Source organism: Streptomyces sp. RP5T, assembly GCF_003933965.1.
GTDB lineage: Bacteria > Actinomycetota > Actinomycetes > Streptomycetales > Streptomycetaceae > Streptomyces.
Map to the genome: position 1 here is coordinate 1 of NZ_RSAJ01000044.1, position 21,542 is coordinate 21,542.

The window sequence follows — 21,542 nt, forward strand, 5'->3', positions numbered from 1 at the left end:
AAAGGAACCTCGTCCCAGCTGATGCTGGAGACGGGGTATCAACATATCTGGCGTTGATTTTTGGCACGCTGTTGAGTTCTCAAGGAACGGACGCTTCCTTTGTACTCACCCTCTCGGGCTTTCCTCCGGGCTTTTCCCTTCGGTCTTGCGTTTCCGACTCTATCAGACCGTTTCCGGTTCCGATTTCCTCGATGCTTTCCAGGTTCCCGCTCTCGCGTTTCCCTTTCCGGCGGTTCCGACTTTATCAGAAGTTCTGAGTCGGAATTCCCGCCCCCTGGAGGCTGGCCCCGGAGCACGAAGCTGGCCGGGTTCCCCCTCGGGCGGAGCCGTAAACGTACTGGAGTGGGGCGCCTCGATGCAAATCGAGGCGCCCCACTCGGACGGATGTCCGACAGTCCGTCAGACCTCCACGACCACAGGGAGGATCATCGGCCTGCGGCGATACGTGTCGGAGACCCACTTGCCCAGGGTCCTGCGCACCAGCTGCTGAAGCTGGTGGGGTTCGACCACGCCGTCCTGTGCCGAGCGCTCCAGGACCTCGGTGATCCTCGGGATCACGTCGGAGAAGGCGGAGTCCTCGATGCCCGAGCCGCGTGCCTGGATGTGCGGGCCACCCGTGATCTTGCCGGTGGACGAGTCGACGACCAGGAAGACCGAGATGATGCCCTCGTCGCCGAGGATCTTGCGGTCCTTGAGCGCCGGCTCGCCGACATCGCCGACCGAGAGGCCGTCGACGTAGACGTAACCCGCCTGGACCTTGCCCGAGATCTTCGCCTTGCCCTCGACGAGGTCGACGACCACGCCGTCCTCGGCGATGACGATGCGGTCGTGCGGGACGCCGGTCAGGGCGCCGAGCTCGGCGTTGGCGCGCAGGTGGCGCCATTCGCCGTGGACCGGCATCAGGTTCTTCGGACGGCAGATGTTGTAGAAGTACAGGAGTTCGCCCGCGGACGCGTGGCCCGAGACGTGCACCTTGGCGTTGCCCTTGTGGACGACGTGGGCGCCCCAGCGGGTCAGGCCGTTGATCACGCGGTAGACCGCGTTCTCGTTCCCGGGGATCAGCGAGGACGCGAGGATGACGGTGTCGCCCTGGACGATCCGGATCTGGTGGTCGCGGTTGGCCATGCGGGACAGGGCGGCCATCGGTTCGCCCTGCGAGCCCGTGCAGACCAGGACCACCTCGTGGTCCGGGAGGTCGTCGAGCGTCTTGACGTCGACCACCAGGCCCGGGGGGACCTTCAGATAGCCGAGGTCGCGCGCGATGCCCATGTTGCGGACCATCGAGCGGCCGACGAAGGCGACCCGGCGGCCGTACTCGTGGGCCGCGTCCAGGATCTGCTGGATGCGGTGGATGTGGCTGGCGAAGCTCGCCACGATGATCCGCTTGCGGGCGCCCGCGAAGACCTGCCGCAGGACGTTCGAGATGTCCTTCTCGGGCGGGACGAAGCCCGGGACCTCGGCGTTCGTCGAGTCGGAGAGGAGGAGGTCGATGCCCTCCTCGCTCAGCCGCGCGAACGCGTGCAGGTCCGTGAGGCGGCCGTCCAGCGGAAGCTGGTCCATCTTGAAGTCACCCGTGTGCACGACCATGCCGGCGGGAGTGCGGATGGCGACGGCCAGGGCGTCCGGGATGGAGTGGTTGACCGCGACGAACTCGCAGTCGAAGGGGCCGATGCGCTCGCGGTGCCCCTCCGCCACCTCAAGGGTGTACGGGCGGATGCGGTGCTCCTGGAGCTTGGCCTCGATGAGCGCGAGGGTCAGCTTGGAGCCGATCAGCGGGATGTCCGGCTTCTCGCGGAGGAGATAGGGGACGCCGCCGATGTGGTCCTCGTGGCCATGGGTGAGGACGATGCCCTCGATGTCGTCGAGGCGGTCCCTGACGGACGAGAAGTCCGGCAGGATCAGGTCGATTCCGGGCTGCTCCTCCTCCGGGAACAGCACGCCGCAGTCGACGATCAGCAAACGGCCGCCGTACTCGAAGACCGTCATGTTTCGGCCGATCTCGCCGAGACCGCCGAGTGGGGTGACCCGCAGGCCGCCTTCGGGAAGCGGCGGGGGCGGGGCCAGTTCAGGATGCGGATGACTCAAAAGACTCTCCTCACCACGCACGCCACGTACCGGTGGGGCACGTGGCGCGCGTGACGTTCGTGCGTGTAGCAGTTGTCGTTGTGGTGCGGGCACCGGTGGCCCGCCTATTCAGTTGTTGAGTCCGGTTGCGCGTCGGGCGCGCGAAGTCTGGTGCTAGAGCTGTACCCCGCCGGCGGCAAGATCGATCTTGAGCTGCTCGATCTCTTCCGGCGAGAGCTCGACCATGGGGGCGCGCAGGGGCCCGGCGGGGAGGCCCTGGAGGGCGAGCGCCGCCTTGGTCGTCATCACGCCCTGGGTGCGGAACATGCCCGTGTAGACGGGGAGCAGCTTCTGGTGGATCTCGGTGGCCTTCTGCACGTCGCCCGAGATGAACGCCTCGACCAGGGCGCGCAGGTCCGGGGTGACGACATGGCCGACGACCGAGACGAACCCGACCGCGCCCACGGAGAGCAGCGGGAGGTTCAGCATGTCGTCGCCGGAGTACCAGGCGAGGCCCGAGCGGGCGATGGCCCAGCCGGCCCGGCCGAGGTCGCCCTTGGCGTCCTTGTTGGCGACGATCCGCGGGTGCTCGGCGAGCCGGACCAGCGTCTCGGTGCTGATCGGGACACCGCTGCGGCCGGGGATGTCGTAGAGCATGACGGGCAGCTCGGCGGCGTCGGCGACGGCGCTGAAGTGCCGGTACAGGCCCTCCTGCGGGGGCTTGTTGTAGTACGGCGTCACGATCAGCAGGCCGTGTGCGCCGGTCCTCTCGGCGGCCTGGGCCAGCTCGATGCTGTGGCGGGTGTCGTTGGTGCCGACGCCCGCGACGACGTGGGCCCGGTCGCCGACCGCCTCCAGTACGGCTCGTACGAGGTCCGATTTCTCCGCGTCACTGGTGGTGGGGGACTCGCCGGTGGTGCCGTTGATGATCAGGCCGTCGTTGCCTGCGTCCACCAGGTGGGTGGCGAGCCGCTGTGCGCCGTCGAGGTCGAGTGCGCCGTCCGCCGTGAAGGGCGTGACCATGGCGGTGAGGACCCGCCCGAAGGGGGTCTGCGGAGTGGAGGTCGGAGCCATGGCATACACGCTACTCGGTGCTCATCGCCGGGTCTGCCCTCGGGGGCTCGGATAAGTCCTGACAAATGCGGAGCCCGGCACTGCCTGCTCGGGGGTTCAAGCAGTGCCGGGTCCGTTTGATCAGGCTAGATGAACTTCTCTAAATGCCGCAATACGGACACTTCGCGAGGTGGACCCGCACATCTGTGCCCGCCGGGGAAACAGGCGTCCGCTACGGGGCCACACGACCGTTCGCGTTGAAGGCGGCGTAGGTGAGCGGCATGAGCCTGGCCCACTCCGCCTCCATCTTCTCGCCGACCATCTCGATCTCCCGCTGCGGGAAGGACGGCACCTTCGCCTGCTCGTGCTGGGTGCGCAGGCCGAGGAAGTGCATCAGGGAGCGCGCATTGCAGGTGGCGTACATCGACGAGAACAGACCGACGGGCAGGACCGAACGGGCGACCTCGCGGGCGACGCCCTCGGCCAACAGCTTCTGGTAGGCCGTGTATGCCTGCCGGTAGGAGTCGTCGAGGACACTGCGGACCGTTTCGTGCTGCTCCGGGGAACCCTCGACGAAGACGTACTTGCCGGGGCGGCCTTCCTGGACGAGCTTCCGGTCCGCGGCAGGGACGTAGAAGACCGGCTCGAGCTCCCGGTAGCGACCGCTCTCCTCGTTGTACGACCAGCCCACGCGATGCCGCATGAATTCGCGGAAGACGAAGATCGGCGCGGTGACGAAGAACGTCATGGAGTTGTGCTCGAAGGGGCTGCCGTGCCGGTCCCTCATCAAGTAGTTGATCAGGCCCTTGGACCGCTCGGGGTCCTTCTGCAGCTCGTCGAGGGACTGCTCGCCCAGGGTCGAGACACGGGCAGCGAACAGAACGTCGGAGTCCGAAGCGCTGGACTTCACCAGCTCGACGGTGACGTCGTCGCGCAAGGAGATATCGGGGTCGCCGGCGGGGGTCACGGAAGGTCCTTCCCATCACATCTGCGGTCAGCGCCCACTCTACGTGGCTCCAGATCACAGGTTTTCGCAATAGTTGGGCACCATTTGCGGTACCCGCTCGTCTGTACAGACAGCAGTTGGCTGTTCGATCCCCGAAGGGAGAAGTACCCCCATGCTGTTGCGTCGGCGCGAACCCGTCCCGTTCGCCTTTGTCGCCGAAGCCGACAGGTTCCGCAGCAATGTCACTCCTCCGCCCCCTGAGCGGGCATCCGCCGGTGAGTTGGCCGGGCGCTGGCTGGTGGGGCTCACCATCGTCGCCGGGCTCGTGGGCTCCCTGGTCCTCGGGATGCCGGCGCTGTCGCAGGATCAGGCGCCCTCGCAGACACAGCAGTCGCAGGCCTCCCAGGGGCACTGACTCATCCGGTCCCCCTGAAGTGGTCAGCGGGGACACCGGCGGATAGCCTCACCGCCACAGCCCACGCATGGACCGAGTGAGGACCCGCCGTGCCCCTGCCCTTCCTGACGGCCGACCGCGCATTCGAGACGACGGACGATGTCGCGCTGCCGTTCGACAACCGTGACCGCTGGCGGCGCCCTTACCGGCCCGGACCGTGGCGGGTGGGTGTGGCGGCGGTCGTCCTGCTGCTCGCCTCGTACGTGTTGTTCGCCGCGGTCATCATCGCGCTGACCGACTCGCCGTCCGAGGCCGCGCTGGTGCTCGGCATCGCGCTGCTCGTCATCGTCTGCGCGCTGCGGCTGCTGCGCATGGGGGTGTGGGTGAGCGCCCGCGGGGTGCGGCGGGTGGGCTTCCTGCTCACGCGTACGGTGCCCTGGGAGCAGGTCGTCGCCGTGCGCACGGCACAGCAGCCGGTGCGCTGGCTGGGGCTGCCGCGCACGGTCCAGGGCCAGGCCCTGACCCTCGTACGGCAGGGCCGGGCGCCGGAGGATATGCCGCCGCTGCTGACCACGCACAACGCGGACTTCCTCGCGCGGGGCCAGGCGTTCGACCGGGCCGCGGACGCGGTGGAGGCGTGGGCGGCGGAGCACGCGCGGGGCTGACCCGTCAGCGACAGAGCAAGGAGGGGGCCGGTCCTCGTCAGGACCGGCCCCCTCCTTCGCGTTCCGCGTGCCGTCGTCTCAGAGCTGCTGGACGGGCCTGCCGTCGTGCAGGGCTATCGCGCGCTGCATGGCCTTGCGGGCCCGTGGGGTGTCACGGGCGTCGTGGTAGGCCACGGCGAGCCGGAACCAGCTGCGCCAGTCGTCGGGGGCCGTCTCCGTCTCGGCCTTGCGCCGGGCGAAGACCTCGTCGGCCGAGTCGCGGTCGATCCGGCCGGCGGGCGTGCGCTTGAGTTCGTCGACCGGGAGGCCGCCCTCGGCGTCGAGTTCGGCGGCGAGGGCGTTGGCCCGGCGGACGAACTGGGTGTTCTTCCACAGGAACCACAGGCCGATCACCGGCAGGATCAGCACCGCCACGCCGAAGGTGACGGTGACGAGGGTGCCCGACTGGATCAGCATGACGCCGCGGCTGCCGACCAGGACGAAGTAGAAGACCAGGACGGCGGCCGTGACGGCGTAGGACAGCTTGGCGCGCATCAGCCCAGGTCCAGGAAGTTCTCCAGGCCGAAGGTCAGGCCCGGGGTCGTCACCACTCGGCGGGCGCCGAGCAGGATGCCCGGCATGAAGCTGCTGTGGTGCAGCGAGTCGTGGCGGATGGTCAGGGTCTCGCCCTCACCCCCGAGCAGGACCTCCTGGTGGGCGAGCAGACCGCGCAGCCGGACGGAGTGCACGGGGATGCCGTCCACGTCCGCGCCGCGCGCGCCGTCCAGGGCCGTCTCGGTGGCGTCCGGTGCCGGGGCGGTGCCGGCTTCGGCGCGGGCCGAGGCGATGAGCTGGGCGGTGCGCGCGGCCGTGCCCGACGGAGCGTCCACCTTCTTCGGGTGGTGCAGCTCGATGACCTCGACCGACTCGAAGTAGGGCGCGGCGATCTGCGCGAACCTCATGTTCAGGACGGCCCCGATGGAGAAGTTGGGGGCGATGAGCACGCCCGTCTCCGGGGACTCGGCGAGCCAGCCCTTGAGCTGCGCCAGGCGCTCGTCGGTCCAGCCCGTCGTACCGACGACGGCGTGGATGCCGTGGCCGACGCAGTACTGGAGGTTGTCCATCACCGAGGCCGGCGTGGTCAGTTCGACGGCGACCTGGGCGCCGGTCTCGGCCAGGGTCTCCAGCTTGTCGCCCCTGCCGAGGGCGGCCACCAGCTCCATGTCCTCGGCGGCTTCGACGGCCTTGACCGCCTCGGAGCCGATCCGGCCCCTGGCGCCGAGGACCGCCACGCGCAGCTTGCTCATCTTCTTGCTTCCTTCACCAGAACAGCCGAAACGGACAGGGGTCAGGCCACGGCCTCGTGCAGTCGGGCCGCCTGCTTGTCCTTCAGCGGGCCGATGACCGACAGCGACGGGCGCCGTCCCAGGATCTCGCGGGCGACCTCGCGGACGTCGTCCGGGGTGACCGACGCTATGCGGGTCAGCATGTCGTCGACGGACATCTGCTCGCCCCAGCACAGCTCGCTCTTGCCGATGCGGTTCATCAGCGCGCCGGTGTCCTCCAGGCCCAGGACAGTGGAGCCCTTCAGCTGGCCGATGGCGCGGCCGATCTCGTCGTCCGTCAGACCGTGCTCGGCGACCTGGTCGAGTTCGTCGCGGCAGATCTTCAGCACGTCGTGGACCTGCGAGGGGCGGCAGCCGGCGTACACGCCGAACAGGCCGCAGTCGGCGAAGCCGGAGGTGTACGAGTAGACGCTGTACGCCAGTCCGCGCTTCTCCCTGACCTCCTGGAAGAGACGGGACGACATGCCGCCGCCGAGCGCGGTGTTCAGCACGCCGAGGGCCCAGCGGCGGTCGTCCGTGCGGGCGAGGCCGGGCATGCCGAGGACGACGTGGGCCTGTTCGGTCTTGCGGCCGAGCAGCTCGACGCGGCCCGCGGTGCGCAGGACGCGCCGGCCGTCGCGCGGGGCGATGGGCGTGGCGTCGGCGCTCCTGAGGGCGCCGGCCTTCTCGAAGGCCGCGCGGACCTGTCGTACGACCTTGTCGTGGTCGACGTTGCCCGCGGCCGCGACCACGAGGTGGGTCGGGTCGTAGTGCTTCTTGTAGAAGCGGCGGATGCGGTCGGCGGTCAGGGCGTTGACGGTGTCGACCGTGCCGAGGACGGGGCGGCCGAGGGGGTTGTCGCCGAACATGGTGTGCGCGAACAGATCGTGCACACAGTCGCCCGGGTCGTCCTCGGTCATGGCGATCTCTTCGAGGATCGCGCCGCGCTCGACGTTGACGTCCTCCTCCAGGATCAGGGAGCCGGTCAGCATGTCGCAGACCACGTCGATGGCGAGCGGCAGGTCGGCGTCGAGCACGCGCGCGTAGTAGCACGTGTACTCCTTCGCCGTGAACGCGTTCATCTCGCCGCCGACCGCGTCGAGCGCGGAGGAGATGTCCAGGGCGCTGCGCCTGGCGGTGCCCTTGAAGAGGAGGTGCTCCAGGTAGTGCGTGGCGCCGTTCAGCGAGGGCGTCTCGTCGCGGGAGCCCACGTGCGCCCAGATGCCGAAGGTCGCGGAGCGGACCGAGGGGAGGGTCTCGGTGACGATGCGCAGGCCACCGGGGAGGGTGGTCTTGCGGACGGTGCCGATGCCGTTCTCGCCCTTGATCAGGGTTTGGGTACGGGCGACGGCCCGCGCCTCCGAGGAGGTGCGGGCCGTCGCCTTGGAGCCACGGGACGTCACTGGTCGGCGTCGTCCTTCTTCTCGTCGGAGGAGCCCGCGGCGGAGCCGCTGTTGGACTCGGCCTCGCCCTCGATCACGGGGATCAGGGAGAGCTTGCCGCGGGAGTCGATCTCGGCGATCTCGACCTGGACCTTGGCGCCCACGCCGAGGACGTCCTCGACGTTCTCGACGCGCTTGCCGCCGGCCAGCTTGCGGATCTGGGAGATGTGCAGCAGGCCGTCCTTGCCGGGGAGCAGGGACACGAACGCGCCGAAGGTGGTCGTCTTGACGACCGTGCCCAGGTAGCGCTCGCCGACCTCCGGCATGGTCGGGTTGGCGATCGAGTTGATCGTGGTACGGGCGGCCTCGGCGGCCGGGCCGTCGGCGGCACCGATGTAGATGGTGCCGTCGTCCTCGATCGTGATCTCGGCGCCGGTGTCCTCCTGGATCTGGTTGATCATCTTGCCCTTGGGGCCGATGACCTCACCGATCTTGTCCACGGGGATCTTGACGGTGATGATCCGCGGGGCGTTCGGGGACATCTCGTCCGGCGTGTCGATCGCTTCCATCATCACGTCGAGGATGTGGAGGCGGGCGTCGCGGGCCTGCTTGAGGGCCGCGGCCAGGACGGAGGCGGGGATGCCGTCCAGCTTGGTGTCGAGCTGGAGGGCGGTGACGAACTCCTTGGTGCCGGCGACCTTGAAGTCCATGTCGCCGAAGGCGTCCTCCGCACCGAGGATGTCGGTGAGGGTGACGTAGTGCGTCTCGCCGTCGATGTCCTGGGAGATCAGGCCCATGGCGATACCGGCGACGGGGGCCTTCAGGGGCACACCGGCGTTCAGCAGCGACATGGTGGAGGCGCAGACCGAGCCCATGGACGTCGAGCCGTTGGAGCTCAGCGCCTCGGAGACCTGGCGGATCGCGTAGGGGAACTCCTCGCGGGTCGGCAGGACCGGGACGAGGGCACGCTCGGCGAGGGCGCCGTGGCCGATCTCGCGGCGCTTCGGGGAGCCGACGCGGCCGGTCTCGCCGGTGGAGTACGGCGGGAAGTTGTAGTTGTGCATGTAGCGCTTGCGGGTCACCGGGGAGAGGGTGTCCAGCTGCTGCTCCATGCGGAGCATGTTGAGGGTGGTGACGCCCAGGATCTGGGTCTCGCCACGCTCGAACACCGCGGAGCCGTGCACGCGCGGGATGGCCTCGACCTCGGCGGCGAGCGTACGGATGTCCGTGACGCCACGGCCGTCGATGCGCTTCTTCTCCTTGATCACGCGCTCGCGGACGAGCTGCTTGGTCAGGGAGCGGTACGCGGCGGAGATCTCCTTCTCGCGGCCCTCGAACTCCGGCAGGAGCTTCTCGGCGGCGAGCGCCTTGACGCGGTCCAGCTCGGACTCGCGCTCCTGCTTGCCCGCGATGGTCAGCGCGGAGGCGAGCTCCGGGCGGACGGCGGCGGAGAGCGCCTCCAGGATGTCGTCCTGGTAGTCGAGGAAGATCGGGAACTCGCCGGTGGGCTTGGCGGCCTTGGAGGCGAGGTCGGCCTGGGCCTTGCAGAGCACCTTGATGAAGGGCTTCGCGGCTTCCAGACCGGCGGCGACGACCTCCTCGGTCGGGGCCTCGGCGCCGCCCTTGACGAGCTGGATGGTCTTCTCGGTGGCCTCGGCCTCGACCATCATGATCGCGACGTCGCCGTCCTCCAGGGTGCGGCCCGCGACGACCATGTCGAAGACGGCGTCCTCGAGCTCGGAGTGCGTCGGGAAGGCGACCCACTGGCCGTTGATCAGCGCGACGCGGACGCCGCCGATCGGGCCGGAGAAGGGCAGGCCGGCCAGCTGGGTGGACGCGGAGGCGGCGTTGATCGCCACGACGTCGTACAGGTGGTCGGGGTTGAGCGCCATGATGGTGGCGACGACCTGGATCTCGTTGCGCAGGCCCTTCTTGAAGGAGGGGCGCAGCGGGCGGTCGATCAGGCGGCAGGTGAGGATGGCGTCCTCGGAGGGGCGGCCCTCACGGCGGAAGAAGCTGCCGGGGATCTTGCCGGCGGCGTACATCCGCTCCTCGACGTCCACCGTCAGGGGGAAGAAGTCGAGCTGGTCCTTGGGGTTCTTGGAAGCGGTGGTGGCCGACAGCACCATGGTGTCGTCGTCCAGGTACGCCACGGCGGAGCCGGCGGCCTGCTTGGCGAGGCGGCCCGTCTCGAAGCGGATGGTGCGGGTGCCGAAGGAGCCGTTGTCGATGACGGCCTCGGCGTAGTGGGTCTCGTTCTCCACTAGGTGCTCTCCGTTACTTTTCGTCTGCGTATCGTCTTTTGTCCCGATCCGCCCGTGTGGCGGGGGGACGTGCGCGGAGAAGCGCTCCATCTGGTGCGGGCCGGTCTTCGATCGAAGCACCCGGGTTCGCAAGGCCCGGGGGCCACTACCGAGGACCGGCGGCGGCGAGGCGCACTTCTCCTCGTGGTACTGCGTTGTGCTACCACACTACAAAGCGGGTGTGACACCGCGCACGTTCGCCGTACGTACGGTGCGCACATACGGCAAAGGGAGCGGCCCCCGATCGTTTCGGGAACCGCTCCCCTCACGGCGTCCTACTTGGCGCCCGCCGCACCGCGGCGGATGCCGAGGCGGTCGACCAGCGTACGGAAGCGCTGGATGTCCTTCTTCGCCAGGTACTGGAGAAGGCGACGGCGCTGACCGACCAGGATCAGCAGACCACGACGGGAGTGGTGGTCGTGCTTGTGCGTCTTGAGGTGCTCGGTCAGGTCCGAGATACGGCGCGAGAGCATCGCGACCTGGACCTCGGGGGAGCCGGTGTCGCCCTCCTTGGTACCGAACTCGGTGATGATCTGCTTCTTCGTAGCGGCGTCGAGCGACACGCGTACTCCTCGTAGTCTCTTGGGTAGCCACCGAGTGCCCCTGGTCCACTTCTCAGGGGAGCTTCCGTTACTCGGGAGGCGGGGATCCGCTGGGCGCGGCCTTCAGGGCGATCAGCTCCGGGGGTGCGTACACAAACGGCCGTCAGCCAGGGTACCAGCCCCGGGATGGTGCCCCGGGCCACGCCGTCGTCGCACGGACGACGCAGCGGCTGCCACCCGTGCGGGTGACAGCCGCTGCGGACTGCTCGGGCCGGTCGTCAGCTGGTCATGCCGCGGGCCGCCGCGTACAGGTCGAGGACCGCGAGGCAGAGCGGGACGAGGGAGAGCAGCACCGCGCCCTCGCTCAGGTCGAGCATTCGGCCCCAGAACGGGGTGACGCCCTTGCGCGGCACGATCAGCGCGATGGCCACCAGGAGCGTGGCGCCGAGGGCCACCGCGGCGGAGAGCCAGACGGTGCGGATGTCGAGCGGGGCGCTGTTGTGGTCGTAGACGAGCTCCTGGATGATGTCGGCCGGCGGGTTCAGGGCGAGGCCCAGGACCAGCAGGCTGACGGTGACGATGCCCGACAGCATCAGGGTCACGACCTGGGACGTGTACAGGAACAGACGCGCCCGCATCAGCATGGCGAGGCCGGCCGCGAGCGACAGCAGCTGGGCCCAGCCGCTGCTGGAGAAGCCGAGCACCACTCCGGCGGAGGCGACGCCCGTGACGGCGCAGCCGCCGACGAGGCCGAGCAGCAGTTCGTGGCCGCGGCGGGCCTGGTCGGTGATGAGCTGGTAGTCGACCGGCTCCTGCTCCTGCTGGTCCTCGGCGCGGCCGCGCTTGGCGATCTGGTCGGGCGAGCGGAAGCCGATGGGCAGCCGGGAGAAGCGGGCGGACCAGCCGGGCAGGAAGCCGATGACGGCGACCATGACGACGGCGGTGACGGCCGCGCTCTCGCGCGGCTCGGCCTCGGAGACGATCGCGGCGAAGGTGGCGAGGACGCCGATGCCGGCGCCGAACGCGGCGGCGATGAAGGGCGCGTCGTTCTGCGGCAGCATCAGGACGAGCAGGACGGCGGCGACGAGGACGACGGCGAAGCCGACCAGCAGGTTGAGCCGGCCGGGGCCCTCGCCCGCGTCCAGGCCCATGACACCGGAGCCGCCGACCATCAGGTGGGGCAGCGAGGCGAGTCCGAGGGCGACGGCCGCGTGGTGGTCGTCGTAGACCCGCGCGCGTACGGAGGCGAGCGCGACGAGGACGATGCCGGTGACGCCGGCGATGACGCCGGGCAGGCCGTGCATGTCGTGACGCAGCGGCTCGGAGAACCACAGGGCCAGCGCCATCATGGTGAGCAGCAGCGCGCCGGCGGTCAGGCCGACGACGCGCATCATGCCGTCGTTCCAGCTGCGCCGGTCGGCCTCGACGACGGCGGCCACGGCGTCGACGACGTCGTCGAAGACGGCGGGCGGCAGCGAGTCCGCGAACGGCCGCAGAAGCAGCAGTTCGCCATCGCGTATCTGCTGTTCGGCGAGCGAGCGGCCGTCGTCGAGGACGGAACCGTCCCTGCGCACGAGGTTGTACCCGGTGGGCGCGGCCTCTTCGGGAGTCTGTCCCGACAGCCGCAGGATCTCCGGGTAGACGTCAGAGAGCGGCACGTCCTCGGGAAGTGCCACGTCGATCCGGCTGTTCGGTGCCGCCACCGTGACCCGGCAGAATCCGGTTGCTGAAACCGTACTCACCTGACGGTTCCCCCTAGTCCAGTACTCGGTGATTCGTCGCGGTTTGCCAGGGCGATTCCCGCTCCGCGCTTCGTTTGGAGCGTCACCCTACCGTCCCCTTGCTGCATCTCCTCATCCCCTCCCGGCCCAACGGGCCCGCAGAACAGTAGGATCAACGCCCGACTCATGTGTGGGCTGAGCCCCATGAGTCGATGGACGTACGGGGGCCGTCACGACGGGGGCGGTTCGACATTGCGATTGCGTGAAGGACTGGTGGATCGGTGAGCGTTGTCATCGTCAAGCGCCCGCCGCGGGTTTACCCGCCGGAGGTGCCGAGTGAGGAGGTCAAGCTCGAGTCCCCTCCCGAACTCCCGCGCACGGAGGACGACAGCCTGCTGATGAACCTGCTGCCCATGCTGGGCATGGGTTCGTCGGCTGCGTTCTTCTTCATGCCCGGCGCCCAGGGCTTCATGAAGATCATGGGCATGCTGATGATGGCGTCCACGGTCGCCATGCTGGTCGCCCAGATAGTGCGGGCCCGCAAGGGACCCTCCGGTCAGATGGCCGAGGCCCGCCGCGACTACCTCAAGTACCTGGCGCAGAAGCGTCGTGAGGTGCGGCGCACGGTGCACAAGCAGCGTGACGCCCAGTACTACCTGCACCCGGCGCCGGAACAGCTGTGGGCGCTGGTCGCCGAGGGCTCGCGGCTGTGGGAACGCCGGTCCACGGACCCGGACTTCGCGCAGGTGCGCATCGGCCTCGGTCCGCAGCAGCTCGCCACCCCGCTGGTCGCCCCCGACACCGCGCCGGTGGACGAGCTGGAGCCGCTGACCGCGCACGCGATGCAGCAGTTCATCGCGAGCTACGGCACGCTGGGCGATCTCCCGCTGGCGATCGGGCTGCGCTCCTTCTACCACGTGACGATCTCCGGCGACGCCGAGACGGTCTACGGCCAGACCCGTTCCGTGGTCGGGCAGTTGGCCTCGCTGCACTCCCCCGAGGACGTGGTGATCGCGGTCGTGGCCTCGCCGGGCGCGGCGGTGGACTGGGAGTGGACCAAGTGGCTGCCGCACATGCAGCACAAGGAGTCCGACGGTGCCGGTTCGCGGCGGCTGCTCTGCTACGACCTCGGCGAGCTGGAGGAGATGATCGCCCACCAGCTGGAGGGCCGCCCCCGCTGGAGCCGGGACGGCGCCGCGGTCCTCGACCAGCCGCACGTGGTCGTCGTCCTCGACGGCGGCGGTGTGCCCGCGGACTCGGTGCTCGCCTCGGCGGAGGGCCTGCAGGGCGTGACCATCCTCGAGGTGGTGCCCGGTGAGCTCGACGAGGCGCGTGGCTCGCTGTCGGTGCGGGTGTGGCCCGAGGCCATGGAGCTGGAGGCGGGCACGGGTGTCTTCACCGGTGTCCCCGACGTGCTGTCGCAGGCGCAGGCCGAGTCGCTGGCCCGGCAGCTCGCGCCGCTGCGTCTGGGCGCCGCCGACGCGGACGAACCGCTGCTGGCGAACCTGGACTTCACCGATCTCATGCAGATCGGCGACGCGGCGAGCGTGGACGTCTCGCGCACCTGGCGGCCGCGCACGCTGCACGAGCGGCTGCGGGTGCCGATCGGTCTCGGCGAGAGCGGCGAGCCGGTCATGCTGGACATCAAGGAGGCCTCGCAGGAGGGCATGGGCCCGCACGGCCTGTGCGTCGGCGCCACCGGTTCCGGAAAGTCGGAGCTGCTGCGCACCCTGGTCCTCGGCCTCGCGGTCACCCACTCCTCCGAGACGCTCAACTTCGTCCTCGCGGACTTCAAGGGTGGTGCGACCTTCACCGGCATGGGTTCCATGCCGCACGTCTCCGCGGTCATCACCAACCTGGCCGACGAGTTGACGCTCGTCGACCGCATGCGCGACTCCATCACCGGTGAGCTGACCCGCCGTCAGGAGCTGCTGCGGCAGGCCGGCAACTACGCCAACATCACCGACTACGAGAAGGCGCGTGCCGCCGGTGCCGCCCTCGACCCGCTGCCCTCGCTCGTCCTGATCATCGACGAGTTCAGCGAACTGCTCGCCGCCAAGCCGGACTTCATCGAGATGTTCATCCAGATCGGCCGGATCGGCCGTTCGCTGGGTGTGCACATGCTGCTCGCCTCGCAGCGCCTGGAGGAGGGCAAGCTGCGCGGCCTGGACACCTTCCTGTCGTACCGCATCGGTCTGCGCACCTTCTCGGCGGCCGAGTCCCGTACGGCGATCGGTGTGCCCGACGCGTACCACCTGCCGAACGTCCCCGGCGCGGGCATCCTGAAGTACGACACCGAGACGATGGTGCAGTTCAAGGCCGCGTACGTGTCGGGCACCTACCGGCCCAACGGGCCGATGGCGCAGGGCGGCGGGCGTATCGACCGCTCCCCCGTGCTGTTCACTGCGGCGCCGGTGCCGGTGCGCATCCTCGCCGAGCCGGAGCCGGAGACCCGCAGCAACCAGGTCGACGACGCGCTCGCCGACACCGTCCTCGACGTGATCGTCAGCCGCCTTGACGGGCAGGGTCCGCCCGCCCACCAGGTGTGGCTGCCGCCGCTGGACGAGCCGTTCAGCCTTGACCAGGTGCTGCCGGCGCTGGGCATCAGCCCGGAGCGCGGTCTGCACGCCGAGGGTTACCACGCGCAGAGCAAGCTGATCGTCCCGGTCGGTCTGGTCGACAAGCCCTTCGAGCAGCGCCGTGACGTGATGTACGCGGACCTGTCGGGTTCCGCCGGTCACGCGCTGATCGTGGGTGGCCCCCAGTCCGGCAAGTCGACGCTGGTACGCACGATGATCTCGTCGTTCGCGCTCACGCACACCCCGGCCGAAGTGCAGTTCTACGCCCTCGACTTCGGCGGCGGCGGCATGCTGGCGCTGGAGAACCTGGCCCATGTGGGCGGCGTGGCCTCCCGTCTGGACCAGGAGAAGGTGCGCCGTACGGTCGCGGAGGTGCACGGCATCCTCAACGCCCGTGAGGAGTTCTTCCGCTCGAAGAGCATCGACTCCATGAACACCTTCCGCTCCCGCCGGGCCCAGGGGCACTACCCCGACCAGCCGTGGGGCGACGTCTTCCTGATCATCGACGGCTGGGCGACGTTCAAGAACGACTACGAGATGCTCGACCCGGTCATCGCGGACATCGCTCAGCGTGGTCTCGGTTTCGGCATCCACCTGGTCATCACCGCGACCCGGTACACCGAGATGCGGCCCGCGCTGCGCGACCAGGTCCTCAGCCGGCTCGAACTGCGCCTCGGTGACGCGATGGAGTCGGAGTTCGACCGCAAGCGGGCCGAGAACGTCCCGATGGGCAAGCCCGGCCGCGGTCTGTCCCCGGACAAGCTGGACTACCTGGCCGCGACCCCGCGCATCGACGGGTCGGCGCAGGTCGAGGATCTGGCCGACGGCATGGCGAACCTCGTGCAGAGCGTCAACAGCGCCTGGCAGGGCCCGACGGCCCCCAAGGTGCGGATGCTGCCGACGATGCTGCCCGCGTCCGAGCTGCCCGGTGGCGGCGACTTCGGCAGCCGCGGCATCGCGATCGGCGTCGACGAGCTCACGCTGTCCCCGGTGTTCGTGGACTTCGAGACCGACCCGCTGTTCGTCGTCTACGGCGAGAGCGAGTCCGGCAAGTCCTCGCTGCTGCGGTTCATCGCCAAGCAGGTCTCGGAGCGGTACCAGCCCAACAAGGCGCTGTTCGTGGTCTCGGACTTCCGGCGCGCGCTGCTCGGCCAGGTGCCCGAGAGCCACATGTACAAGTACTGCGCCTCGGGTCCGCAGCTCCAGGAGGTCATGGAGTCGCTGGCCGGCTCGATGAGCCGTCGTATGCCGGGCCCGGACGTGACACCGGACCAGCTGCGCAACCGCTCCTGGTACAACGAGCCCGACGCGTTCATCTTCATCGACGACTACGACCTCGTCGCCACGTCGATGGGCAACCCGATGTCGGTGCTCCTGGAGTACCTGCCGTTCGCGCGTGACCTCGGTCTGCGGATCATCCTGGCCCGCAGCACCTCGGGCGCCTCGCGCTCCTCCTTCGAGCCGGTCCTCACCCGGATCAAGGAGCTCGGCGCGCAGGGCATCGTCCTGTCCGGCGACCCGTCGGAGGGCCCGGTGTTCAACAACATCAAGGCCACTCCGCAGCCGCAGGGCCGCGGCCAGTTCATCTCGCGCCGGTCGAGCGGACAGCTGGTGCAGACGGGGTACCTGCCGGAGAGCTGAGCGTGCTTCGGTGGAGGGGCGGGCCGTGTCTGCGGTCCGCCCCTCTCTTTGTTCGCAGGGAGGCGGCCGGTGACCTCGTATCCGTCCCTGGGTTTCGACCCGGAGCCGGGCAGCGTCCCGGTCGTGTCCGAACTGACCTCGCGCCTCCAGAAGTCGGTGCAGACCATCTCCGACGCCCACAAGATGATCGAGAACCTGCGGTCGGGCGGCGACTGGGACGGGGACGCGGCCGTCGCCTTCCGTGAGCAGCCCGACGTGGCGCTGCCGACGAACCTGAAGAACGCCCACTCCTCCATCACCAGGGCGGCGACCGCGCCGGTCGACTGGCGGAAGGCGCTCCACGGCCACCAACCGTCGAGTCGCTCCTCGAACTGGCCCCGCAGGGGCAGCGGGCCGGCTTCCTGGAGCAGCTGGCCGAGGCCCGGGCCCTGACCTCGGAGATGCGGCGGGAAGGCGTGGTGAGCTTCGCCAACGGCGCTCACGAGGGGGACGACGGCACCATGCTGGAGTCGGTGGTGATGCTCGCCCGGCGCGAGATCCCGTGGACTCCGCCGAAGCCGGCGACGGCGCAGGCGGCGACCGCGCGCAGGAACGCCCTGCCGGTATCCGTGGCGGACCTGCCCTGCGGGCCCGGCGCGTGCACCGAGTCCCTGGTGGAGCTGCCCGCTCAGGCCGACGCCCGGCCGCGGTCCCTGTACGAGGCGACCGCGTACCTGCCGTTCCCGGACGGGCGCGACCTCGCGGTCCTCACACTGACGACGACGGCCGTGGACGCTCACGAGCACCACCGTGACGTCCGCCGCGCCATGGCGGAGATGGTGAGCTTCGACAGTCCGCTTCCCGAGGAGTTCAAGGCCCAGATCCCCGAGTCCGAGGGCGAGGCGTCCGTGCACGCGGTCTTCGGCTGACCCCGATGGAGTCAAACGCAGTGGACATTCCCCTGACGAAGACGGCCTACGAGGACCCGGCCACCCGGTGGGCCCGGCGCCGCACGGCCGCGTTCCGGCTCAGTGCCTTCCTGCTCTCGCTCGCATCCTTCGTGGCCTGGCTGTACGTGGTGCTCCTGACACCGGTATGGACGCTCTGGATCCTCTTCCCGGCCCTGTTCGTGCTCATCTACCTGGCCATGCTCAACACGGCGAGGGTCCTGGCCGTCCGTGCGCTGCGCCGGATCCTGAAGGTCTACCCCTGGCAGTCGGTCCCGGGAGCCGCCTCGATCGCGAATAACGGCACCACCCGGTTCTCCTTCACGGACCCCGAGTGCCCGGACAAGACCGTCTCCCTCGGCTACGGCAGCTTCCTGGGCAGCGGTTACACGTTCTGGGTCCGCAAGGTCAGGTCCGGCGAGGTCGACGAGGTCTGGTTCGCCCGGCGCCCCCCGCTTCCTGGGAGTCGTCGCCGTACCGGGCCCGCGCCGGCTGTTCGGTGTCGCGCAGCGCACGGTGGTGGACGACCGGATGTCGGCCCGCGCCCATGGCGTCAACCCCGAGGCACGGGAGCGGGCCAGGGCCCCGGGGGCGCGGGTCGGCTGACGGACCGCGCAGTCGTGATACGGCGATGGCGGCGCCCGGAGAGGGTGCCGCCATCGCCGTACGCGTGCCGTGTGTCAGAGCCGTGTGTCTAGGAGCTTGCGCAGGGGTGGGGAGAGCTCGTCCACGGGTGCTCCGGCGGCCTGCGACCTGGTCAGCTCGTCGAGGTAGCGCAGGGCCTCGCCGGACAGCTGCTGCTGGCGCCTGCCGAGGCGGTGCCCGGCGATCCAGGTCCAGATGCCCAGGCCGATGAGCAGGACCGACGCGTACGCCGCGGGCAGGTCCTTGACCACGGCGTAGCCCACACCGACGGCTCCCGCGACGACGAGGATCCAGCCCGCCTCATCGTGCCAGCCGCCGTGCTCGGCGATCCGCTCGTACTCCTTGACCTCGGCCGGCTTGGACGGCGGGGCCACGGGAGCGGACCGTACGCCGGTGGGCGGGCTCGCGACCGGTGCGGTGTACGACGGCAGCGGGGCCACGTCCAGTGCCGCGCCGCCGCGGCCGGTCAGCCAGGCGGGCACGAAGGCCACGGGGGCACCGTGCGCACGCGCGGCCGCGAGGACGTGCCGGTATCCCTCCAGGAAGGGGTGGCGGAGCATGCGCCTGCCCTGGAGGTTGACCCGGACGAAGGCGGCGAGCGCCAGGACCAGGAGAGCCGCCGGGGGTGCCACCGCCACCGGCATGTTGTCCGGTTCCCCGGTCGCGGCCCAGAACAGCCAGACGATGCCGACCACGCTGGCCAGGGAGCCGGCCCAGACCAGTCCCCCGCGGCCCAGCCGCCGCAGGGCGGCCTCGTGTTCGGCGAGGGTCCTTCTGACCGCCGCGTCGTCGAAGTAGTCGTAGCCGTATGTGCTGCCGAAGTCCCTTACGGCCGCGGCGAGTCGGGGGTCCGCGGAGAGCGCGTGGGCTCCGACCGGCAGGAGATCACTGGTGTTGTTGGTCATGATGCGGCCGCCTCCTAGGGCCGGCCTCTATCCGAAGGCGGAGTCGACCGGCCCCCGCACGATGCGCGTGCAGGGAGCGATCACCTCGACGACGAGCCGTTGGCGGCCGGAGATCAGCGTGGCGTTGACGCGGTGGCCCGGGTCACTGTCCGCGGCAAGGGACACGCTCTGGCCCGGTGTGCCCGACACCTTGAGCCAGCCCTGCCTCTGGAAGGTCTCGTCGAGCCGCCCGACGGCGACGGCCAGCTCCGCGTCCTCGACCCCGTCGATCTGCCAGTGGTGGCGTGCGGTGCACACCGACCTGAGGCCCTTGGACCAGCAGTCGACACAGGTGACCGCGGACACCGCGTTGCCCTCGTCCATCCGTCCGCGTACGCCGAGGGCGTCCAGGATCCGGCTGGAGTGGGCGTAGAGCTCCTGGACCACGGCCGGGTCGGGCGCCACGTCCGGGACCGGCCGGGCCTGGGAGAGGGCGGCGGCCATCTCGGCCTCCTCCTCCGTGGCCCAGTCCAGCGTCCGGACGATCGTCGCGAACAGTTCGGAGTAGAGGTCCCAGTCCTCCATCGAGGGCGTGGAGAGCTCGAACACCATCATGTCGGCGTCGTTGGGCAGGGGGATGTAGACCTGGATCTGGCCGCGGGGAACTTCCAGCGGCTCGCCGGTCGGGGACGCCTCGGCGGTGATCGTGAACGGCGCGCCGCCGATCCTCACGACGGCCTGGCTGTCGCCCTTGCCCGACGGCAGGGTGCTGATCTGGACGTCGTCGTCGGGATAGGCCCGGCTGAGCGCGGAGCGGGCCTCCGAGAGCGCCTCGCCGGCCGTGATCTTCTCCAGGGACATGCGGTAGACCGCGACGGTGGCGGTGCTCCGGCGCCCCTCCATGTCCAGGAGGCAGAAACCGGCGTACTCGGCGCCGGCCTCCGCCAGTTGGGCGGTGATCTGGAAGTAGAGGGCGAACATCGTGATCTGGTCTTCCTCGCTGCCCTCCGCGAGGATCGTCCTGACCAGTTCGCCGAGCCGTTCGCCCGCCTCGTCGACGTCCTCCGCGTCCACGGGAAGCTCGTGGAAGAACGGCGGCATGACCCAGCCGACATGGAGGTCGCCGCGCCGGCCTTCGGAGCCTGCGGTGACGGTGGTGACTTCGGTCATCGCGCTCAGGCCGCCAGAGTCTGGAGGAACTTGTCACCCGTGGCGGGATACGGCATCGTCCGGACCGGCGAGGGCTGACCCGGGTCCGCCGGGGTCGGGTGCGTCGACACCGCGGGCTGGTTGCCACCGTCGTCGCCGCCGAAGATGAGCTTCCCGGTGCCGAAGAGGGCGCTGCCCGCCTTCGTGGGAAGCGAGATCTTCCAGACCTCCGACTCGGGCAGAGCCTTGCCGAGCGGACCCAGGATCCGCTTGTTGATCTGCGTCGACATGACACCGTTCTTGATGCCCTGCATCAGGCCCTTGCCGCCCTGGGTGAGGCCTGCGGCGAGCTTGGCGCCCTTCGCGCCCGCCTTGACGCCGGTGAACAGGCCCTTGGCCGCGCCGATGCCGGGAAGCATGCCGAACGCGTCCATGCCGATCTTGAACGGCGAGGCTCCGCCCATCCAGTGACCGGCCATGGCGGCGCCGGAGAAGGCGATGGCACCCGCACCCAGGATCGCGGAGGCGACCTGCCCGCCGACCGGGATGACATTGACGACGATCGCGGCCGCGGCCAGTGCGCTGGAGATCGTGGAGAACAGGTCCGCGTTGTCGATCAGGAAGTTCTTGAAGCCGTCCCAGGCGCCCTTCAGACCATCCGTGATCTTGTCCCAGATGCTGATGTCCGGCGGCCGGTTGTTCGCGGCCTCACGAATGGCCTTCTCGGCCTTCGCGGCCTGCTCCTCCCAGTAATTGCGCAGCGCCTCGCCGTTCTGGATGAGGAGCTTGAGGTCGGTCGCGGCGTCCTGGGCCGCGCGCGAGGCGGAGTCGGCCTCCTCGGAGAGGGCCTTGGCCTGCTGCTCGGTGAGCTGCTGGAACATTGCGCCCTCGATCTTGACGTTGACGCGGTCGACGTCGGCGTTCTTCTGGTCGAGCCGCCTGCGTGCCTCGACCGCGCGCTCCTCCAGGTTCTTGGCCTGGCGCTGCATGGTCTCCAGCTCGTCGTGCCAGCCCCTGAGCGCCCGGGAGCAGGCGTTCATCGACTCGTGGCCCTGCTGGAGGTACTTGGGCAGTTCGCCGATCTTCTCCTGGAACTTCTTGGCCGCCTCACCGTCCCAGATGCCGTCCGTCCTACCGATGTTGACGAGCATCTCGCGCATCTCGTCGAGTTCGTCGCCGACCGTCTTGACGTCGTACGCCAGCGACTCGATCGTGTGCAGGTCACCCTTGGCCGGGTTGAACGTCAGTCCGGGCCAGCTGGGATCGTCGAACATTCCCATCGTCTTCTCCCCGTTGTGTGCGTGTGCGAGTTGTCGTACCGGCGGTGCCAGGACTACCTCTGGG

Annotated in this window: 18 protein-coding genes; 6 read left to right on the forward strand and 12 right to left on the reverse strand. The window is 69.5% G+C overall.

Annotation, left to right across the window (positions count from 1 at the left end; translation table 11 throughout):
- Positions 1 to 399: 399 nt before the first annotated feature.
- The 3 genes from EHS43_RS07495 to thyX all read right to left on the reverse strand — a co-directional run bounded on the left by EHS43_RS07495 (position 400) and on the right by thyX (position 4,084).
- The gene (locus EHS43_RS07495; protein WP_125189743.1) at positions 400 to 2,085 is read right to left on the reverse strand and encodes a ribonuclease J; all 1,686 of its coding nucleotides are present in this window, start codon (positions 2,083 to 2,085) and stop codon (positions 400 to 402) included.
- A gap of 153 nt (positions 2,086 to 2,238) precedes the next feature.
- The gene (gene dapA, locus EHS43_RS07500) at positions 2,239 to 3,138 is read right to left on the reverse strand and encodes a 4-hydroxy-tetrahydrodipicolinate synthase (protein ID WP_125189744.1); all 900 of its coding nucleotides are present in this window, start codon (positions 3,136 to 3,138) and stop codon (positions 2,239 to 2,241) included.
- A gap of 211 nt (positions 3,139 to 3,349) precedes the next feature.
- On the reverse strand, positions 3,350 to 4,084 hold the full coding sequence (gene thyX / locus EHS43_RS07505) for an FAD-dependent thymidylate synthase (protein WP_125189745.1): 735 nt from the start codon (positions 4,082 to 4,084) through the stop codon (positions 3,350 to 3,352).
- 154 nt (positions 4,085 to 4,238) lie between these two features.
- Here thyX and EHS43_RS07510 point away from each other — a divergent pair, with 154 nt between their 5' ends.
- Both EHS43_RS07510 and EHS43_RS07515 read left to right on the forward strand, forming a co-directional pair.
- Positions 4,239 to 4,478 (forward strand): hypothetical protein, encoded by a 240-nt coding sequence (locus tag EHS43_RS07510; RefSeq protein WP_037708774.1) that lies wholly within the window; start codon positions 4,239 to 4,241, stop codon positions 4,476 to 4,478.
- Positions 4,479 to 4,567: 89 nt separating this feature from the next.
- Entirely contained in the window at positions 4,568 to 5,122 is a 555-nt protein-coding gene (locus EHS43_RS07515; RefSeq protein WP_125189746.1) for a hypothetical protein, read from the forward strand.
- 78 nt (positions 5,123 to 5,200) lie between these two features.
- Here the strand turns inward: EHS43_RS07515 and EHS43_RS07520 are convergent, their stop codons facing one another.
- The 6 genes from EHS43_RS07520 to eccD all read right to left on the reverse strand — a co-directional run bounded on the left by EHS43_RS07520 (position 5,201) and on the right by eccD (position 12,395).
- The gene (locus EHS43_RS07520) at positions 5,201 to 5,656 is read right to left on the reverse strand and encodes a hypothetical protein (protein WP_125189747.1); all 456 of its coding nucleotides are present in this window, start codon (positions 5,654 to 5,656) and stop codon (positions 5,201 to 5,203) included.
- Positions 5,656 to 6,408: a 4-hydroxy-tetrahydrodipicolinate reductase gene (gene dapB / locus EHS43_RS07525; RefSeq protein WP_125189748.1), complete on the reverse strand. Its 753-nt coding sequence runs from the start codon at positions 6,406 to 6,408 to the stop codon at positions 5,656 to 5,658. Before dapB ends, EHS43_RS07520 begins: the two co-directional genes overlap by 1 nt.
- 41 nt (positions 6,409 to 6,449) lie before the next feature.
- Positions 6,450 to 7,829, reverse strand: coding sequence for a pitrilysin family protein (locus EHS43_RS07530; RefSeq protein ID WP_125189749.1), 1,380 nt, complete (start codon positions 7,827 to 7,829; stop codon positions 6,450 to 6,452).
- Entirely contained in the window at positions 7,826 to 10,072 is a 2,247-nt protein-coding gene (locus EHS43_RS07535; protein WP_125189750.1) for a polyribonucleotide nucleotidyltransferase, read from the reverse strand. The genes EHS43_RS07530 and EHS43_RS07535 overlap by 4 nt, the downstream gene beginning before the upstream one ends.
- Before the next feature lie 314 nt (positions 10,073 to 10,386).
- On the reverse strand, positions 10,387 to 10,674 hold the full coding sequence (gene rpsO, locus EHS43_RS07540) for a 30S ribosomal protein S15 (RefSeq protein ID WP_020138875.1): 288 nt from the start codon (positions 10,672 to 10,674) through the stop codon (positions 10,387 to 10,389).
- A 257-nt stretch (positions 10,675 to 10,931) separates the two neighbouring features.
- The gene (gene eccD, locus EHS43_RS07545) at positions 10,932 to 12,395 is read right to left on the reverse strand and encodes a type VII secretion integral membrane protein EccD (protein WP_260470430.1); all 1,464 of its coding nucleotides are present in this window, start codon (positions 12,393 to 12,395) and stop codon (positions 10,932 to 10,934) included.
- A 260-nt stretch (positions 12,396 to 12,655) separates the two neighbouring features.
- On the opposite strand from eccD, the gene eccCa reads away from it, so the two are divergent.
- The 4 genes from eccCa to EHS43_RS07565 all read left to right on the forward strand — a co-directional run bounded on the left by eccCa (position 12,656) and on the right by EHS43_RS07565 (position 18,218).
- Positions 12,656 to 16,594 (forward strand): type VII secretion protein EccCa, encoded by a 3,939-nt coding sequence (eccCa, locus tag EHS43_RS07550; RefSeq protein ID WP_125189751.1) that lies wholly within the window; start codon positions 12,656 to 12,658, stop codon positions 16,592 to 16,594.
- 69 nt (positions 16,595 to 16,663) lie between these two features.
- Positions 16,664 to 17,026 (forward strand): hypothetical protein, encoded by a 363-nt coding sequence (locus tag EHS43_RS07555; protein ID WP_125189752.1) that lies wholly within the window; start codon positions 16,664 to 16,666, stop codon positions 17,024 to 17,026.
- Between the two features lie 26 nt (positions 17,027 to 17,052).
- Positions 17,053 to 17,502: a hypothetical protein gene (locus tag EHS43_RS07560; protein WP_125189753.1), complete on the forward strand. Its 450-nt coding sequence runs from the start codon at positions 17,053 to 17,055 to the stop codon at positions 17,500 to 17,502.
- Positions 17,503 to 17,522: 20 nt separating this feature from the next.
- On the forward strand, positions 17,523 to 18,218 hold the full coding sequence (locus EHS43_RS07565; RefSeq protein ID WP_260470431.1) for a hypothetical protein: 696 nt from the start codon (positions 17,523 to 17,525) through the stop codon (positions 18,216 to 18,218).
- Here the strand turns inward: EHS43_RS07565 and EHS43_RS07570 are convergent.
- The 3 genes from EHS43_RS07570 to EHS43_RS07580 are packed head-to-tail and all read right to left on the reverse strand — an operon-like array spanning position 18,201 to position 21,478.
- Positions 18,201 to 19,070: a hypothetical protein gene (locus EHS43_RS07570; RefSeq protein WP_125189754.1), complete on the reverse strand. Its 870-nt coding sequence runs from the start codon at positions 19,068 to 19,070 to the stop codon at positions 18,201 to 18,203. The two genes, EHS43_RS07565 and EHS43_RS07570, sit on opposite strands and share 18 nt — an antisense overlap.
- Before the next feature lie 27 nt (positions 19,071 to 19,097).
- Positions 19,098 to 20,219 (reverse strand): hypothetical protein, encoded by a 1,122-nt coding sequence (locus EHS43_RS07575; protein WP_125189755.1) that lies wholly within the window; start codon positions 20,217 to 20,219, stop codon positions 19,098 to 19,100.
- A 5-nt stretch (positions 20,220 to 20,224) separates the two neighbouring features.
- A complete protein-coding gene (locus EHS43_RS07580) occupies positions 20,225 to 21,478 on the reverse strand; it encodes a putative T7SS-secreted protein (RefSeq protein ID WP_125189756.1) in 1,254 nt (417 codons plus the stop codon).
- Between the last annotated feature and the right edge of the window lie 64 nt (positions 21,479 to 21,542).

Excerpts from the sequence above, each read along its gene's own strand:
- EHS43_RS07520 (WP_125189747.1), bottom strand. The coding sequence starts at position 5,656 with ATGCGCGCCAAGCTGTCCTACGCCGTCACGGCCGCCGTCCTGGTCTTC.
- dapA (WP_125189744.1), bottom strand. The coding sequence starts at position 3,138 with ATGGCTCCGACCTCCACTCCGCAGACCCCCTTCGGGCGGGTCCTCACC.
- EHS43_RS07580 (WP_125189756.1), bottom strand. The coding sequence starts at position 21,478 with ATGGGAATGTTCGACGATCCCAGCTGGCCCGGACTGACGTTCAACCCG.
- dapB (WP_125189748.1), bottom strand. The coding sequence starts at position 6,408 with ATGAGCAAGCTGCGCGTGGCGGTCCTCGGCGCCAGGGGCCGGATCGGC.
- EHS43_RS07570 (WP_125189754.1), bottom strand. The coding sequence starts at position 19,070 with ATGACCAACAACACCAGTGATCTCCTGCCGGTCGGAGCCCACGCGCTC.
- EHS43_RS07575 (WP_125189755.1), bottom strand. The coding sequence starts at position 20,219 with ATGACCGAAGTCACCACCGTCACCGCAGGCTCCGAAGGCCGGCGCGGC.